Source organism: Nitrobacter sp. CN101, assembly GCF_055390255.1.
In genome coordinates, this window is sequence record NZ_AP038833.1 from 1,742,560 (window position 1) to 1,756,551 (window position 13,992).

Sequence of the window (13,992 nt, forward strand, 5' to 3'; positions counted from 1 at the left end):
GCCGCGACCTATGTCATCGATCCGTCGCCTGGCCCATCCCTTTAGCTCCCGAGTGAGAACCCGCCTTATCTCGCTCCCTGACTTTAGATGGTCAGCGTGATCCACAAAGTAGCGGCCGAGCACGTTCTCGACAGTATCGTCCCTCCGGCGTGCTTCGCGTTCCTCAGCTTCAATCCGCGCCGCTTCAGTCTGCCGTTCGGCCTTCGCTGGTCAGCCGGATCGCCACCCGTTGAGCGTAAACGCCGCGCGTCGTTCTGCATCGCGTGCTTGCTGCAAGGTGAGCGCACCGGGTCCGGCCGCTCGGCCTAGGGTGACTTTTACGCCCTTCCTGTCTTCGCGCTCGTATCTGTAAGCCCAGCTCTTTGCGCCGGATGACTGAACAACCAGCCGCAAACCGGGCTGGAGACTGTCGGCGATCTCGTATCGCCGGTCTCGCGGAGCCGCATTTATCACGTGCTTGGCAGTGAGTTTTTCGGGCACCTGATTTGCTTTCGGGGTACGGGCAGGGGTACGGGAAATTGGCGATAGGGTACGGTGTGGCTGCGTTACTAACGAGCCCTAACTTACCTGATAATATATTGATTACAAATGAAAAAATGCGGCGGATGAGAAATGGAAAGTGACGGATAGTTTCGTTGTCGCAGCTGACTCTTAATCAGCGGGTCGTAGGTTCGAGCCCTACATCGCAGTTCGTAGGAAACGGACTCCGTGGCATATCCCTCAATTTGTCCCGTAAATTGCGGGGTTTTGGCGATGCGTCTAGTCTCTGCGCGCGTCTCTAGCGTCAAATATATCGCCAAAGGGCGCCTCGTCTCTGCATCGAAAATTCCCGTTCCTGGCGGAGCGGCAGAGACCGGTTCGCTGACTGGGTGAGGCAGCCAGTTCGGCCCGCTGCAACCAATCGGTTCAACGGGACATAGCCGGCGTCATGCTACTCTATGAAGAGTTTGGACAATGTTGGTCTTGAATCGCGCTTTCGGGAAACGCTAGAAACGCCGCCGCTGCGACTTGGAAATGCAATACCGACGGTGTTGCTGGTCAGATTGGATCGAGAGCGAGCGCTTCGAGCTGACGATCCCATTCAAGCGGGAGCCCGCGAAGTTGTTCGAGTCCGATGCCGCGTGGCAACCGGCCTTCGACGGCAGCCTTGGTGAGTGCGGGAGAGAGGAAGGCCAACGACAGTGTCATGTTGACGTAGCGCAGGCTGCATCGCTCGCGCGTCGCGATCGCTTTGGCATCTGTCGCTGAATCGGTGATGAGTTCATCAAGCCAGCGCTGGCCGCGGGAGATTGCTGCGACCAGCGTGGCGCGTCGCTCCAGCTTCATCGGGCGGAGCGGACGTTTTGCGGAGGTCGGGCGCAGGATGGACCGTGCTCGTTTAGAGGGTGGCTTGGTCCAGGGGATGACGATGGTGGAGTGGTCTTCGTCGGCGTGATTGTCCGGATCCTGCTTCAGCTGCACGACGAGGCGGGTTTGCTGAACCTCGATCCGTTCGATCAGCAAGGAGGCGTAGGTGTTGTCGATCGGGTTCGTGCTTTTGTTTCGCGGCTCCAGGACAACCTTGCGGACCTGGTCGTCGACATCATGGGCAGGGATTCGAGAGACTGAACCAACTGCGGCGGTCGCTGCATTCCCGAACAGCAGTGGCCGCGAGACATAGTAGCTGTAGTGCCGACCTTTCTTCTGGGCCCGGGTCGGCGCCATGCGATGGCCGGCGTCGTCAAACATCAGACCGGTCAGGAGATGGCTGAAGGAGGTCCGGGTTCTGGTCTGATGACTCCGCTGGTCCGTGAGCATCGTCTGGACGCGCTCGAACAGGTCGCGATCCAGGATCGGGGGCTGCTCGCCCGGATAGATCTGGCCCTTATAGTTGACCTCGCCAATGTAGAAGCGATTGCGCAGCAGATGGAATAAGGCTCCACAGCCGAACGCAACACCGCCCCGAATTGTTCCGGTCTTGAGAACGCGCCGCCTGCTGACGATGTTGCAGTCGTTAAGGTCGCGCATCAAGGCACGGACACTGCCAAGGTCGAGATAGCGGCCAAAGATGTGACGAACCCGTTCGGCTTCTTCCGGGACGACGGCCACCTTACCGTTCTCCATGACGTAGCCGAGGGGGAGGGGACCTCCGACCCAGATGCCCTTCTTCTTGGAGGCCGCAACCTTGTCCCGGATACGCTCCGAGGTGACCTCCCGTTCGAACTGAGCAAAGGACAAGAGAACGTTGAGGGTCAGGCGTCCCATGGACGTTGTGGTATTGAACTGTTGGGTGACCGAGACAAACGACACCCGATGGGCATCGAACAGCTCGACCAGTTTGGCGAAGTCGACGAGCGAGCGGGTCAGACGATCGACCTTGTAGACCACAATGACATCGATCTTGCGGGCCCGGATATCCTCCAGCAGGTTTTGAAGTGCCGGCCGGTCGGTTGATCCGCCGGAGAAGCCGCCATCGTCATAGCGGGTCTTGACCTGCACCCAACCGGCATGGGCCTGGCTTTTGATATAGGCACTGGAAGCCTCATACTGGGCATCCAGCGAGTTGAACTCCTGGTCGAGGCCATTGTCGGTCGAGACCCGGGTATAGATCGCGCACCGGACGAGCTCTCGGGCCAACGCTTTTCCCGCCCTCACGGCTCATCCTCCCCACCGACCGTGCTATCCCGCAGGCCAAAGAAGCGGGGCCCGCTCCAGCGGGTACCGGTGATGGCGAAGGCGATCGCCGAGAGGCTGTCGTACCGTGTCCCCTCCCACAGGAAGCCATCCTCAACGACGATCGCCCGATGGTTGGTGCCGTTCCATTCCCTGGACAAGATAGTGCCGGCCTTCAACTCGACCTGGCCCCGGTCGAAGGCGACGAGCTTGGCCATGATGGATTCGGGTGTCTCCTTGTCGACAATACGATCAAGGAACTGGCGTATCGCCGGATCGAGATCGCCCGACTGATCTGCCTGTCGCCGATAGCTTACAATGGCTGTCTGGAGATGCTTCGGAAGATGCGCCAGCGCGGACCAGCTTGACCGACGACCACCAGACTGCGGTCGCTGACCACCGAGATCGCGACGGCCCGCGAGCTCGTTCTTCGCGGCCTTAGCCATCGTCAGGCCTGCTTCGCTGCGATGACGCGGTAGATGCGCTGATCTGCTTCAACTCTGAGACCAACTCGAGCCCGAGCTTCTTGCGAACCACGCCGGCCAAGAATCCGCGCACCGAATGCTGCTGCCAGCCTGACACTTCCACGAGCGCCGCAATGGTTGCACCAGCCGGGCGCCTCAGAAGATCGAGCAGGTTGGTTTGCTTGTTCGCCCGTTTGTTCGCTTCAGCAACTACGCTGACCACGCCGCCCGCTGGAGCCGGGCTTGAAGGAAGCGTTGAACGTCGTTTCGTCGGCTCTCTCACAGGACGAGGTGCTGTCCTTGCTGCCTTCGTTGTGGTGAGGGCCTTACCGCGTCGGCGGCGGTTCGATTGTGGCTTCCGATTGCGGGATGACTTCTGCATAGACCCTCCAAAATGATGCGACATCAGCGTCGCACCACCCGAGGCCCCGTCAGCGATGTTGCGCTGCGGGGCCGATCCAAGGGTCATCTCACGCCACAGCAATGCTCGCTTCGCCCACAAATGCCAGTCCTTTCTGGAAGAATCTCGACAGTAACGATGCGGGGATGGCACAGATCTTGAAAGCTGCCGGGATCTCGTTACTCGCTTCTGGGATCGGTGCGGTGGTGGATGTGAAGTTCTGGAGCGACACCAGAATCCGAATCTGGGGGTCAGGAGTTCGAATATCTTCGGGCGCGTCAGCTCTCTTTGTAGAGTTGGCCTTGGAAGGCGTAGCGCGAATCCCTCCGAACTAAACCACTCTGGCTGTCAACAACGCGTGGCCAACCATTTGGGTAGACGATTTCTACCTTAAAGCGGCACGGTCATAAAGGCCATGATGATGGTCTTTCCCGGCAGATCGGCAGGTTGGTAGATGGTCAGTTCAATCCCTGGCGATACGATTCGAACCGTACCCTTCAGCTGTGCGCTGATCTGGCGAAGGGTGGGATTGACCTGCTCGGAATTCACAATCATGGCGTCGCGTGAGGCGGCGCGGCAAGAACTCCTAGACCGGAAAATCGTATGGATGGGCCAGAGAGCTTCGATCACTTCATCGAACAACTGTCTCATCCGTCGGAAGCCATGGCCGACACCGTCAAGCATCTCCGCTTTTTCCGGCGTATGATGAAGCGCGAAGAAGAACCGCTCGTTCAGACCGATCGGCGCCTGTTCCATTGCTTGAGTTGCGTATGACGTGGACCCGCTCAGCAAATGCTCGAAATGGAAATGCGAGTCCTCCTGCGCATATCCACGGAAGAACAAGATCTCTCGGGCCACGGGAACGTGCGCCCAAGTGATCACGCGCTCCGGAATCGACGCCGCAGTCTGTCTCGTCTCCCATACCGTATCGGGCAGGGGACAAATTGCACAATCGATCGGGAACGGCGCGGACAGAAAACCGTGATTCATTCGAAAAACGGAGTCGGTGCAAGGGAGTCCGTAAGCCAAATTCGGCCGTTCCAGACCGGTTTTCTCGTCGATCAGGACATGCTCGTTCGTAAGGATGAAACGACGGCCGAACAGTTCGACGATTGAGCCTGTGCCTGATAGGCGCGGGAGATCATCGGGCTTCGTAGGAGATCGCGGAGCCGAATGGCGCCGTAAAGCCCTTCATCGCTGCCAACGCTTTGCGGCAGTGCTCCTTCCATTCGTCTCCCGTCATCGTGGGCACCTCGACGGGCTCAGACATAACGCGGCGTTTCCAAAAGCGTGGACAGTTCGATACGAGGTCGTTTCGAAAAGCCCTCTGGGGCAGGCACGCCCAGCCCAGCGACCTGCTCTGGCTCCTGGCTCATTCGGGCGTGGCTCATCCCGTGCAGAATCCCGAGAGGTCACCCGCCACGGCTTGTTCCCTTGGCGATCCCTGCGGAAGAAGGCGGCGGGCTTCCCCTGTCGCTGTGAGCTCATAGGCGACAGCGTTTCGGCGGAACAGGAGGTTCACGTCCGCCACAAATCGCGCAAGGCCGGCGTCTCGATCCCAACTCAAGTGATGGTGACGGTAGTAGGAATGATAGGCCCCCTGAATCGGCTCACCCACTGCGCTGGCGCAGAACTCGAGCAGATCGAGGGTCACCGGCGTGTCGGGCACGTTGCTCGGGGAGAGCGGCCATTCGATCCACGGCACCTCCGCGCCCAGCACCTGGCGGAAGGCCTGCTCGTCACACCCGCACGGACCATTCCCGTCAGGGCACTGTTCCGGAAAGCGCAGGCCAAATGAGCCGTTGCCAATTCCCGTCTGGATCAAGCTGTAGAGGCCGGCCCACAAGCGCTCATCGATGACATCGATTGTTTGGGGCCGTGTTCCGTATTCACGATCCGTAAAATAGGTAGACACCCGTTTCCCCCAATATCATCCCTTTGCCGCGCGGTTTGCCCGCTCTGCTATGTCTGCACATCGCTCGATTAGCGCCTCGAACGGCTCGGCATCTTCGATCAGCAGTCCGTCTTCGACCATGCGCGCATAGTCCGTGGCCAATGCCGTGCGTGCGTCACCACCCGGCGCGAGCTGCAGTTTCCCATCGACGGCGGCTTCGTAGTCGATGACCTCGCCATCGGCCGTCTTCTCGGAGAAGAACATGCTCTTGTGGCGAGCAACGACGTTGGCGAGATCGCGATCGGACATCGCGGCGGTGGCGATCCCCGCATCGTCCAGTCGAACAACGTCGTGCCAGTGGCGGGCGAAGCGTTCGCTACGAAGCCGTTCCTGCAAGCAGAAGACGTGCATCGCCGTCGCCTTCTCCCAGAAGGTCCGCTCGGCGTGCATCACGCGCGGATGCGCCGTTGGAAATTCAACACCTTCGATCAACCCGGCCGCGTCGCAGACGACATCGCGCGGGCTTGCCGGCTCGCCGGTGGAGCGGGCGCCGAACTCCAGCATCACGCTCGGAGCCACATAGCCCGACCCAGCCGAGGTCGCCTCATAGTCGACGAACAGCTTGTCGTCTTCGACGCGGAGCGCTGCGGGGAGCGATTGCGCTTTGATCGCGCGGGCAAGAAGGGGCAGGACCGTTCCGCTGACCCACTCGGGCAGGCGGTGCCGGACGGCCTTCGACCATCGCTTTTCCTCGCTGCGGTTTTTCGGCAGGGCTTCGCCGTTCTCGCCCACCAGGTCGGGGGCGACGGCGCGGATGTCGTAGGTGAGATCCACGTCTTCGGAAAATCGCCGGATGACGTGATAGGCCTTCGACAGCGACGTGCCGCCCTTGAACACGAGATGCTCGCCAAGATTGGACCCGAACAGCGTTGCGAGGGTCCAGACGACCCACACATCCTTCTCCAGCAGATGGTGCGGTCGCCCGGATCGATCGGCAGCGACAGCTAATGCCTCGCGCCGATCGTCCGCCGACAATGTGAGGAACGCCTCAGCCATGCGCGACCTTGCCCACCGTCCTGGCGAGCCAACTCGGTAGCTGGGGCGCGGCCACGACGAGTTCGCCGAAGGTGGAAGACGGCAGCTTGCGCTTCAACGTCTTCAACGCGGCTTCTGCCTTTTCCGGCCCCAGCCAGGCGAGCGCACGCACCGCCTGTCCGGCGGGCCGATCGGCCAGCGCCAACTGCCAGCGCGGCGCATGCCGCAGCTCGACGACCTGCTGGCCCAGATTCATCGTCCGGCTACGGCCCGATGTCAGATAGACCGACCGGACCGGCACCTGGGTCGTGAGGCCGAGCGCATTGGCGGCGGCTGCACCGTTCGACACGATGACCTCACCCCGCTGGAGCGCGAGGGCTTCGACGGCCTTCTCGACGGATGGTGCCCGAACGCCAAACCGACTCGAAACCGGGCGCAGATAGACGCCGCGCCCGGCACGCATCAGCTGGCCACGTTCAACCAGTCGCGACAAGGCCTGGTCCACCGCGGCGCGATTGCCGAGATGGAGCAGGCTCTTCGCCGCGATCGGAGCGCCCTCGGGCAAGCCCTCGGTATGCGCCAGAATCTGTTCGGTCAGTCGTTGCACGGCAATCTCCTGTCAGAAATATACGCAGTTTTCTGACAGTTTTCAATCTCGCCTGCGGCGTCGACCTAATCGGACTCTCTCCGGAGGGAAGGCATTCCTCTGCGACCAAGTCGTATCTCGGCGGCCAACCGGCGGGGCTTCGCGTTTGAGATGCGCTCGCCGATTTGACAATGTCGTATCTTTATTAAATATATCTGACATTGGAGGTCGGTAATGAGCGACGGTCCACTTAGATTCCGATCCGCGTGGTGATCTTGAACCGAAGGAGTCGGCGCTAGGCAGGCGCAATCGGTGCAGCTTCAGGCGGAACTTCGCATCCGGATGTGAAGCAAAGTACTCTGGGTCACTCTCATCGCACGAGAACACGAGGCGGTATTGGCCGCGATACCAAACCACGAACAGTACTTCTCTGCCGGGCACGCTGATCGCCGCGAAGAAGCCCAATAGCTAGTCCGGTGTGGAGAGAGGTCCCATCTTCGTATCACCGGCGACTAAAATCTTTCCGATATACCGCTTTAACGCATTTTCAGTGGGTCATTATGCGGTCGCGCCTTCACGAGTCCGCACATTTGGCGCTCGCTCCTGCACATGTTCGGTCCTGAAACCCAGCCCTATCAGGCGGCCCGCGAGATGAGCAAGAATAGGCCAGCGCGCGATGCGCCGCATGAAGGAGGGCGGCCCGTTTTGTTCTCCGCCCGCTGCTTCACGTCTGCTGCGGGCGCGCTGCATCATCAGTTGCACTTTCTGCGTCGCTTTCGTCGGGAAAGACCGCCGCGCCTCGACCGCCGCTAGATGTTTGTCCGCCAGTCTGGCGGTGCGTAGCGGCGCGGCGAGAATGTTTGCGGCTGCGACTGCATCCTGAATCGCAAGGTTTACGCCGAAGCCACCGATCGGCGACATCGCATGGGCGGCGTCACCAATGCAGAGAAGGCCCGGCCGCCACCAGCGAGTCAGGCGGTCAATGCGTATGCTAAGCACATGAACATCATCCCACGACCTCACCTCGTCCATACGTTCGGGCGGCAACGGTGAGATCGCAGCGACGGCTGCACGGAATGCATCCAGCCCCACGGCCTTCACGTCATTGAACGACCCCTTCCGAACAACGTAGCCGCATTGCCAATAGTCGCCACGGTCGATCATGACGAAGCCTTGCCGCGGTCCGCCATGTCCCATGACGAAGGGTGGATCATCGGGCCAGTGTGAGAGCTTCATCCACAGCACGTCGCGCGGGCTTCCGAAGCGTTCGATCTCGATGCCTGCCTTTTCCCGCACGATCGAATTGCGTCCGTCGGCCCCGACGACCAACGCTGTCCTGATGTCCAACTCGCCGTTCGGCGTAGCGGCCCGGACTCCGACGATCCGGCCGTCTTCCTCGATAAGCTCTGTCACCGCCGCCTGCATGATCAGCCGGAAATTCGCAAATCTGGACGCCTGCCGCGCGACATAGTCGAGAAAATCCCATTGCGGCATGAAAGCGATGAAACGACACCTCGTCGGCAGGCGTGAGAAGTTCGCGATGGTGATGTCCTTGCCGTCGATCTCGGCGTGCAGTCTCGGCGCTTGCGTGTGCGGCAGCTTCAGGAGCCCCTCAAGAAGTCCGAGTTCGTGCATCACTTCGAGGGTGGAGGGATGAACCGTATCGCCGCGAAAGTCGCGCAGGAAATCGCTGTGCTTTTCGAGAACGGCCACCTCGACGCCCGCGCGCGCAAGTAGCAGACCCAACATCAAGCCGGCTGGGCCGGCGCCGACAACGCAGCAGGTTCGATGGGTCATTCCCTGCACCTCCTAAAGGCAGTTTTGAAAATCGGTTGAAAAGGGGTCTGCACGCGGGGGAGTATGATTCAAGTTCTTGATGTGGACAGAGCAAAGCCGGTAGGCAGATGGTCCGTATTGCGAACCAAACGCTATCCGTCTCATTTGCCACCTTGCCACCTGTGATCGCCTTTCTTTCACATGGATGCGGTGGTTAACTTAAGGGGCAAGCTGTCGTTGGAATTTCGAACGGCGTTTAGCGTAACCGTAGAGTACGGCGTTTAGCGTAACCGTAGAGTAATGGCTTCGTCGGGATTCTTGGCTCTCGTATACGATCGACCGGCGTGGCCCGCGCAGCCAGAACCCAAGCACTGATGGAGGATATCAGATGCCGACCCTCTACACGATGCCTGGCACTTGCTCGCTTTCGCCGAACATCGCCGTCGCGTGGCTCGACGCCCCGGTCGCAATCCACAACATTCCCTATGGCGACCAGAAAAAGGAATATTATCTCGCCATCAATCCTCGGGGGCAGGTGCCGGCGCTACGCTTCGAAGACGGGGACGTGCTGACCGAGGCGACGGCGATCCTCGCTTGGCTCGGCGCCACCTATGGTAAGGAGGGCTATGCGCCCAGTAGCCGGCTTGGCCGCAAGGAAGCCGAAGCGCTGGCCTACATGAGTTCGGAAGTCCATGCGGCTTATGGAGGCCACTTCAACACTCCAAAGTTTGCCGAGAGCGCGGCGGCTCAGGATGAGGTTAAGCGCAAGACCTATGAGAAACTCGTCGGTCACTACGGGCGGTTGAATGGCGTTCTGAGCGGGAATGGCGGCAAATGGTATCTCGGCCAGCGCTCCTTCGCCGACACCTTTCTCTATGTGCTGACGCGCTGGATCGAGAAGACGCCGCTGTCAATCGGCGATTATCCGGCGCTGAAAGCGTACCGCGCGCATATGGAAGCGGACGAGGGGGTAAAACAAGCGCTTGCGCGGCAAGCCATGGAACCGATCGGATGAGCGAGGAAGAAACGGGCTGGCCGGTTTTGCATTATGGCGATTGGGCCGAAACATGCTCCGCGCTCCATCTGTGGACGCAGATCGTCGGCAAGTACCGGCTCGCGCACACACCCTGGGTCAATCACTCCTGGCACGCCACGCTCTATGTGACGCCGCGCGGTCTGACGACGGGAATGGTGCCCGACGGCAAGTCGGCCATCACCTTGACCTTTGATTTCCACGGTCATGCGCTGATCGGCGAAACGGCCGATACGCGCGAGAGCTTTCCGCTGGAGGCAATGCGTGTGGCCGACTTCCTGAGCCGGACGACCACGCTGGTCGAACGGCTTGGCGGGCGGATGAACATTCATGGCGCTCCGAACGAGATTCCCGATGCGAAACCGTTCGCGCAGGACACCGCATTGCGGCCCTACGATCGTAAGGCGGTCGAGCGATTCCATCGGGCGCTGGTGCAGATCGATCGCGTGTTTGCACGATTCCGCACCGGGTATCTTGGCAAGGTCTCGCCGGTGCACTTGTTCTGGGGCTCGTTCGATCTGGCTGTGACACGGTTCTCGGGCCGCAAAGCGCCGCTCCATCCCGGGGGGATTCCCGCGCTTCCCGATTCGATTACGCAGGAAGCCTATAGCCACGAAGTATCCTCGGCCGGGTTCTGGCCTGGCGGCGGCGGGGTGGATGAGGCGATGTTCTACTCCTACGCCTATCCGGCGCCCGGGGGCTTCGCCGATCGTTGCGTCAAGCCGGCGGCGGCCCGCTTCGACCAGAAGCTTGGAGAGTTCTTGTTGCCTTATGAGGCGGTGCGGACCAGTGCCGATCCTCAGGAGGAGCTCACGAGCTTCCTGCAATCGACGTACGAAGCGGCCGCTGACCTGGCTAAGTGGGACCGGCAGGCGCTCGAATGCGACTTGGGCATCCCACGGATTCCCACTGGTCATTCCGAAGCGCATCACGATCCATCGCCGATCTCCAAAACTCAGCGTTGAAACCCAATTTGCGCTTGCTGACTTTCCAGTTTCGTCCTTGAACGCCTTATCCTCGGAGCCGATTTTTAGCTGAATCTGCCACAGAGAAGGGGCTAGCTCCCTGAAACCAGAGACTGGTTCGGCAGACTGCGTGGTGGGCAACCAGTTCGAGCCATGCATCGTCCACCACCCAGTCCGCAGGGATCGCGCTCGGTGGCAGATCCGTCAATTTGTCGCGCAAATTGCGGGGCTTTCGCGATCCGTCCGGTCTCTGCGCGCGTCTCTGGCCTCAAAAATATCGCCAAAGGGCGCTTTGTCTCTGCATCGAAAATTCCCGTTCCTGGCCGAGCCGCAGAGACCGGTTCGCTGACTGGGTGGGAGTACCCCGTTCGGCCGCTGCAACCAAAATAGGGACATAGCCGGCGAAGGGTTTGGAAGGCGACGGTCTACCCTCTGCTTGAAACGTGCCTTGGGAAAAATGCCAGCAACGCTTCCGCCGCGACTATAGGCCGGTGTCGCTGGTCAGATCGGACTGAGACCTAGCGCTTCGAACTGACGATTCCATTCAACCGGAAGCTCACGCAGTTGTTCGAGACCGATGCCGCGTGGTAACCGACCTTCGACGGCAGCCTTGGTGAGTGTGGGAGAGAGGAAGGTCAACGACAAAGTCATGTTGACGTGGCGCAGGCTGCATCGCTCGCGCGTTGCGATTGCTTGGGCATCTGTCGCCGAATCCGTAATGAGTTCATCAAGCCAGCGCCGGCCGCGGGCAATCGCTGCGACCAGCGTAGCCCGTCGCTCCAGCTTCATCGGGCGGAGCGGAACTTTTGCGGAGGTTGGGCGCAGGATTGACCGTGCTCGTTTGGACGGTGGCTTGGTCCAGGGGATGAAGATGGTGGAGTGGTCTTCGTCGGCGTGATTGTCGGACCCTTGCTTCAACTGCACGACGAGGCGGTTTTGCTGAACCTCGATCCGCTCAATCAGCGAGCGCGCGAATGCGTTGTCGATGAGACCCGTAGCTTTGAGTTGCCGATGCTTCGGCTCCAGGACAACCTTGCGAACCTGATTGTCGATGTCAGGGGCTGGGACCCGAGAAACTGAACCAACCGCGGCGGTCGCTGCATTCCCGAACAGCAGTGGCCGCGAGACATAGTAGCTGTAGTGCCGACCTTTCTTCTGGGCCCGGGTCGGCGCCATGCGATGGCCGGCGTCGTCAAACATCAGACCGGTCAGGAGATGGCTGAAGGAGGTCCGGGTTCTGGTCTGATGACTCCGCTGGTCCGTGAGCATCGTCTGGACGCGCTCGAACAGGTCGCGATCCAGGATCGGGGGCTGCTCGCCCGGATAGATCTGGCCCTTATAGTTGACCTCGCCAATGTAGAAGCGATTGCGCAGCAGATGGAATAAGGCTCCACAGCCGAACGCAACACCGCCCCGAATTGTTCCGGTCTTGAGAACGCGCCGCCTGCTGACGATGTTGCAGTCGTTAAGGTCGCGCATCAAGGCACGGACACTGCCAAGGTCGAGATAGCGGCCAAAGATGTGACGAACCCGTTCGGCTTCTTCCGGGACGACGGCCACCTTACCGTTCTCCATGACGTAGCCGAGGGGGAGGGGACCTCCGACCCAGATGCCCTTCTTCTTGGAGGCCGCAACCTTGTCCCGGATACGCTCCGAGGTGACCTCCCGTTCGAACTGAGCAAAGGACAAGAGAACGTTGAGGGTCAGGCGTCCCATGGACGTTGTGGTATTGAACTGTTGGGTGACCGAGACAAACGACACCCGATGGGCATCGAACAGCTCGACCAGTTTGGCGAAGTCGACGAGCGAGCGGGTCAGACGATCGACCTTGTAGACCACAATGACATCGATCTTGCGGGCCCGGATATCCTCCAGCAGGTTTTGAAGTGCCGGCCGGTCGGTTGATCCGCCGGAGAAGCCGCCATCGTCATAGCGGGTCTTGACCTGCACCCAACCGGCATGGGCCTGGCTTTTGATATAGGCACTGGAAGCCTCATACTGGGCATCCAGCGAGTTGAACTCCTGGTCGAGGCCATTGTCGGTCGAGACCCGGGTATAGATCGCGCACCGGACGAGCTCTCGGGCCAACGCTTTTCCCGCCCTCACGGCTCATCCTCCCCACCGACCGTGCTATCCCGCAGGCCAAAGAAGCGGGGCCCGCTCCAGCGGGTACCGGTGATGGCGAAGGCGATCGCCGAGAGGCTGTCGTACCGTGTCCCCTCCCACAGGAAGCCATCCTCAACGACGATCGCCCGATGGTTGGTGCCGTTCCATTCCCTGGACAAGATAGTGCCGGCCTTCAACTCGACCTGGCCCCGGTCGAAGGCGACGAGCTTGGCCATGATGGATTCGGGTGTCTCCTTGTCGACAATACGATCAAGGAACTGGCGTATCGCCGGATCGAGATCGCCCGACTGATCTGCCTGTCGCCGATAGCTTACAATGGCTGTCTGGAGATGCTTCGGAAGATGCGCCAGCGCGGACCAGCTTGACCGACGACCACCAGACTGCGGTCGCTGACCACCGAGATCGCGACGGCCCGCGAGCTCGTTCTTCGCGGCCTTAGCCATCGTCAGGCCTGCTTCGCTGCGATGACGCGGTAGATGCGCTGATCTGCTTCAACTCTGAGACCAACTCGAGCCCGAGCTTCTTGCGAACCACGCCGGCCAAGAATCCGCGCACCGAATGCTGCTGCCAGCCTGACACTTCCACGAGCGCCGCAATGGTTGCACCAGCCGGGCGCCTCAGAAGATCGAGCAGGTTGGTTTGCTTGTTCGCCCGTTTGTTCGCTTCAGCAACTACGCTGACCACGCCGCCCGCTGGAGCCGGGCTTGAAGGAAGCGTTGAACGTCGTTTCGTCGGCTCTCTCACAGGACGAGGTGCTGTCCTTGCTGCCTTCGTTGTGGTGAGGGCCTTACCGCGTCGGCGGCGGTTCGATTGTGGCTTCCGATTGCGGGATGACTTCTGCATAGACCCTCCAAAATGATGCGACATCAGCGTCGCACCACCCGAGGCCCCGTCAGCGATGTTGCGCTGCGGGGCCGATCCAAGGGTCATCTCACGCCACAGCAATGCTCGCTTCGCCCACAAATGCCAGTCCTTTCTGGAAGAATCTCGACAGTAACGATGCGGGGATGGCACAGATCTTGAAAGCTGCCGGGATCTCGTTACTCGCTTCTGGGATCGG

Annotated in this window: 16 protein-coding genes, 2 tRNA genes and 1 pseudogene; 6 read left to right on the forward strand and 13 right to left on the reverse strand. The window is 60.5% G+C overall.

Annotation, left to right across the window (positions count from 1 at the left end; translation table 11 throughout):
* Positions 1 to 96 precede the first annotated feature (96 nt).
* On the forward strand, positions 97 to 309 hold the full coding sequence (locus tag ACZ5IL_RS08590) for a hypothetical protein (RefSeq protein ID WP_464596996.1): 213 nt from the start codon (positions 97 to 99) through the stop codon (positions 307 to 309).
* Here the strand turns inward: ACZ5IL_RS08590 and ACZ5IL_RS08595 are convergent.
* Positions 211 to 480 (reverse strand): Arm DNA-binding domain-containing protein, encoded by a 270-nt coding sequence (locus tag ACZ5IL_RS08595; protein WP_464596333.1) that lies wholly within the window; start codon positions 478 to 480, stop codon positions 211 to 213. The genes ACZ5IL_RS08590 and ACZ5IL_RS08595 overlap by 99 nt on opposite strands.
* 115 nt (positions 481 to 595) lie before the next feature.
* Between ACZ5IL_RS08595 and ACZ5IL_RS08600 the strand changes: the two genes are divergently transcribed.
* A tRNA-Lys gene (locus ACZ5IL_RS08600) sits at positions 596 to 688 on the forward strand.
* Between the two features lie 350 nt (positions 689 to 1,038).
* On the opposite strand, the gene ACZ5IL_RS08605 is transcribed toward ACZ5IL_RS08600, so the two are convergent.
* From ACZ5IL_RS08605 to ACZ5IL_RS08615, 3 genes are read right to left on the reverse strand one after another with little or no spacing between them, the layout of a single operon-like run.
* Entirely contained in the window at positions 1,039 to 2,634 is a 1,596-nt protein-coding gene (locus ACZ5IL_RS08605) for a recombinase family protein (protein ID WP_464596335.1), read from the reverse strand.
* Positions 2,631 to 3,098 carry a DUF2924 domain-containing protein gene (locus ACZ5IL_RS08610; RefSeq protein WP_464596337.1) on the reverse strand — a complete coding sequence of 156 codons (468 nt, stop codon included), beginning with the start codon at positions 3,096 to 3,098 and terminating at the stop codon, positions 2,631 to 2,633. The genes ACZ5IL_RS08605 and ACZ5IL_RS08610 overlap by 4 nt, the downstream gene beginning before the upstream one ends.
* Entirely contained in the window at positions 3,091 to 3,339 is a 249-nt protein-coding gene (locus ACZ5IL_RS08615) for a DUF3489 domain-containing protein (RefSeq protein ID WP_464596339.1), read from the reverse strand. Before ACZ5IL_RS08615 ends, ACZ5IL_RS08610 begins: the two co-directional genes overlap by 8 nt.
* A 377-nt stretch (positions 3,340 to 3,716) precedes the next feature.
* Between ACZ5IL_RS08615 and ACZ5IL_RS08620 the strand changes: the two genes are divergently transcribed.
* Positions 3,717 to 3,794: transfer RNA gene (locus ACZ5IL_RS08620), tRNA-Arg, on the forward strand.
* A gap of 112 nt (positions 3,795 to 3,906) precedes the next feature.
* Here ACZ5IL_RS08620 and ACZ5IL_RS08625 read toward each other — a convergent pair.
* Positions 3,907 to 4,272, reverse strand: a complete 366-nt coding sequence (locus ACZ5IL_RS08625; protein WP_464596340.1) for a hypothetical protein — start codon at positions 4,270 to 4,272, stop codon at positions 3,907 to 3,909.
* A 225-nt stretch (positions 4,273 to 4,497) separates the two neighbouring features.
* On the opposite strand from ACZ5IL_RS08625, the gene ACZ5IL_RS08630 reads away from it, so the two are divergent.
* On the forward strand, positions 4,498 to 4,632 hold the full coding sequence (locus tag ACZ5IL_RS08630) for a hypothetical protein (protein WP_464596342.1): 135 nt from the start codon (positions 4,498 to 4,500) through the stop codon (positions 4,630 to 4,632).
* A 25-nt stretch (positions 4,633 to 4,657) separates the two neighbouring features.
* Here ACZ5IL_RS08630 and ACZ5IL_RS08635 read toward each other — a convergent pair whose 3' ends face one another.
* The 5 genes and pseudogenes from ACZ5IL_RS08635 to ACZ5IL_RS08655 all read right to left on the reverse strand — a co-directional run bounded on the left by ACZ5IL_RS08635 (position 4,658) and on the right by ACZ5IL_RS08655 (position 8,828).
* Complete coding sequence (locus ACZ5IL_RS08635; RefSeq protein WP_464596343.1) at positions 4,658 to 4,786, reverse strand: hypothetical protein; 129 nt, start codon at positions 4,784 to 4,786, stop codon at positions 4,658 to 4,660.
* Positions 4,787 to 4,960: 174 nt separating this feature from the next.
* A pseudogene (locus ACZ5IL_RS08640) lies at positions 4,961 to 5,431 on the reverse strand (AbiJ-NTD4 domain-containing protein); the annotation flags it as partial.
* Positions 5,432 to 5,446: 15 nt separating this feature from the next.
* Entirely contained in the window at positions 5,447 to 6,466 is a 1,020-nt protein-coding gene (locus ACZ5IL_RS08645) for a nucleotidyl transferase AbiEii/AbiGii toxin family protein (RefSeq protein ID WP_464596345.1), read from the reverse strand.
* Positions 6,459 to 7,052 carry a DUF6088 family protein gene (locus ACZ5IL_RS08650; protein WP_464596346.1) on the reverse strand — a complete coding sequence of 198 codons (594 nt, stop codon included), beginning with the start codon at positions 7,050 to 7,052 and terminating at the stop codon, positions 6,459 to 6,461. Before ACZ5IL_RS08650 ends, ACZ5IL_RS08645 begins: the two co-directional genes overlap by 8 nt.
* A 537-nt stretch (positions 7,053 to 7,589) precedes the next feature.
* Positions 7,590 to 8,828 carry an FAD-dependent oxidoreductase gene (locus tag ACZ5IL_RS08655; protein WP_464596347.1) on the reverse strand — a complete coding sequence of 413 codons (1,239 nt, stop codon included), beginning with the start codon at positions 8,826 to 8,828 and terminating at the stop codon, positions 7,590 to 7,592.
* A gap of 367 nt (positions 8,829 to 9,195) precedes the next feature.
* Between ACZ5IL_RS08655 and ACZ5IL_RS08660 the strand changes: the two genes are divergently transcribed.
* Together ACZ5IL_RS08660 and ACZ5IL_RS08665 are read left to right on the forward strand one after the other, a co-directional pair.
* On the forward strand, positions 9,196 to 9,822 hold the full coding sequence (locus ACZ5IL_RS08660) for a glutathione S-transferase family protein (protein WP_464596348.1): 627 nt from the start codon (positions 9,196 to 9,198) through the stop codon (positions 9,820 to 9,822).
* Positions 9,819 to 10,805, forward strand: a complete 987-nt coding sequence (locus ACZ5IL_RS08665) for a DUF5996 family protein (RefSeq protein ID WP_464596349.1) — start codon at positions 9,819 to 9,821, stop codon at positions 10,803 to 10,805. The genes ACZ5IL_RS08660 and ACZ5IL_RS08665 overlap by 4 nt, the downstream gene beginning before the upstream one ends.
* A 501-nt stretch (positions 10,806 to 11,306) precedes the next feature.
* On the opposite strand, the gene ACZ5IL_RS08670 is transcribed toward ACZ5IL_RS08665, so the two are convergent.
* The 3 genes from ACZ5IL_RS08670 to ACZ5IL_RS08680 are packed head-to-tail and all read right to left on the reverse strand — an operon-like array spanning position 11,307 to position 13,616.
* Positions 11,307 to 12,911, reverse strand: coding sequence for a recombinase family protein (locus ACZ5IL_RS08670; RefSeq protein ID WP_464596350.1), 1,605 nt, complete (start codon positions 12,909 to 12,911; stop codon positions 11,307 to 11,309).
* Positions 12,908 to 13,375: a DUF2924 domain-containing protein gene (locus ACZ5IL_RS08675; RefSeq protein ID WP_464596337.1), complete on the reverse strand. Its 468-nt coding sequence runs from the start codon at positions 13,373 to 13,375 to the stop codon at positions 12,908 to 12,910. Before ACZ5IL_RS08675 ends, ACZ5IL_RS08670 begins: the two co-directional genes overlap by 4 nt.
* Positions 13,368 to 13,616 (reverse strand): DUF3489 domain-containing protein, encoded by a 249-nt coding sequence (locus ACZ5IL_RS08680; protein WP_464596339.1) that lies wholly within the window; start codon positions 13,614 to 13,616, stop codon positions 13,368 to 13,370. The genes ACZ5IL_RS08675 and ACZ5IL_RS08680 overlap by 8 nt, the downstream gene beginning before the upstream one ends.
* Positions 13,617 to 13,992 lie beyond the last annotated feature (376 nt).

Excerpts from the sequence above, each read along its gene's own strand:
- ACZ5IL_RS08625 (WP_464596340.1), bottom strand. The coding sequence starts at position 4,272 with ATGGAACAGGCGCCGATCGGTCTGAACGAGCGGTTCTTCTTCGCGCTT.
- ACZ5IL_RS08610 (WP_464596337.1), bottom strand. The coding sequence starts at position 3,098 with ATGGCTAAGGCCGCGAAGAACGAGCTCGCGGGCCGTCGCGATCTCGGT.
- ACZ5IL_RS08675 (WP_464596337.1), bottom strand. The coding sequence starts at position 13,375 with ATGGCTAAGGCCGCGAAGAACGAGCTCGCGGGCCGTCGCGATCTCGGT.
- ACZ5IL_RS08660 (WP_464596348.1), top strand. The coding sequence starts at position 9,196 with ATGCCGACCCTCTACACGATGCCTGGCACTTGCTCGCTTTCGCCGAAC.
- ACZ5IL_RS08635 (WP_464596343.1), bottom strand. The coding sequence starts at position 4,786 with ATGTCTGAGCCCGTCGAGGTGCCCACGATGACGGGAGACGAATGGAAG.
- ACZ5IL_RS08645 (WP_464596345.1), bottom strand. The coding sequence starts at position 6,466 with ATGGCTGAGGCGTTCCTCACATTGTCGGCGGACGATCGGCGCGAGGCA.
- ACZ5IL_RS08655 (WP_464596347.1), bottom strand. The coding sequence starts at position 8,828 with ATGACCCATCGAACCTGCTGCGTTGTCGGCGCCGGCCCAGCCGGCTTG.
- ACZ5IL_RS08665 (WP_464596349.1), top strand. The coding sequence starts at position 9,819 with ATGAGCGAGGAAGAAACGGGCTGGCCGGTTTTGCATTATGGCGATTGG.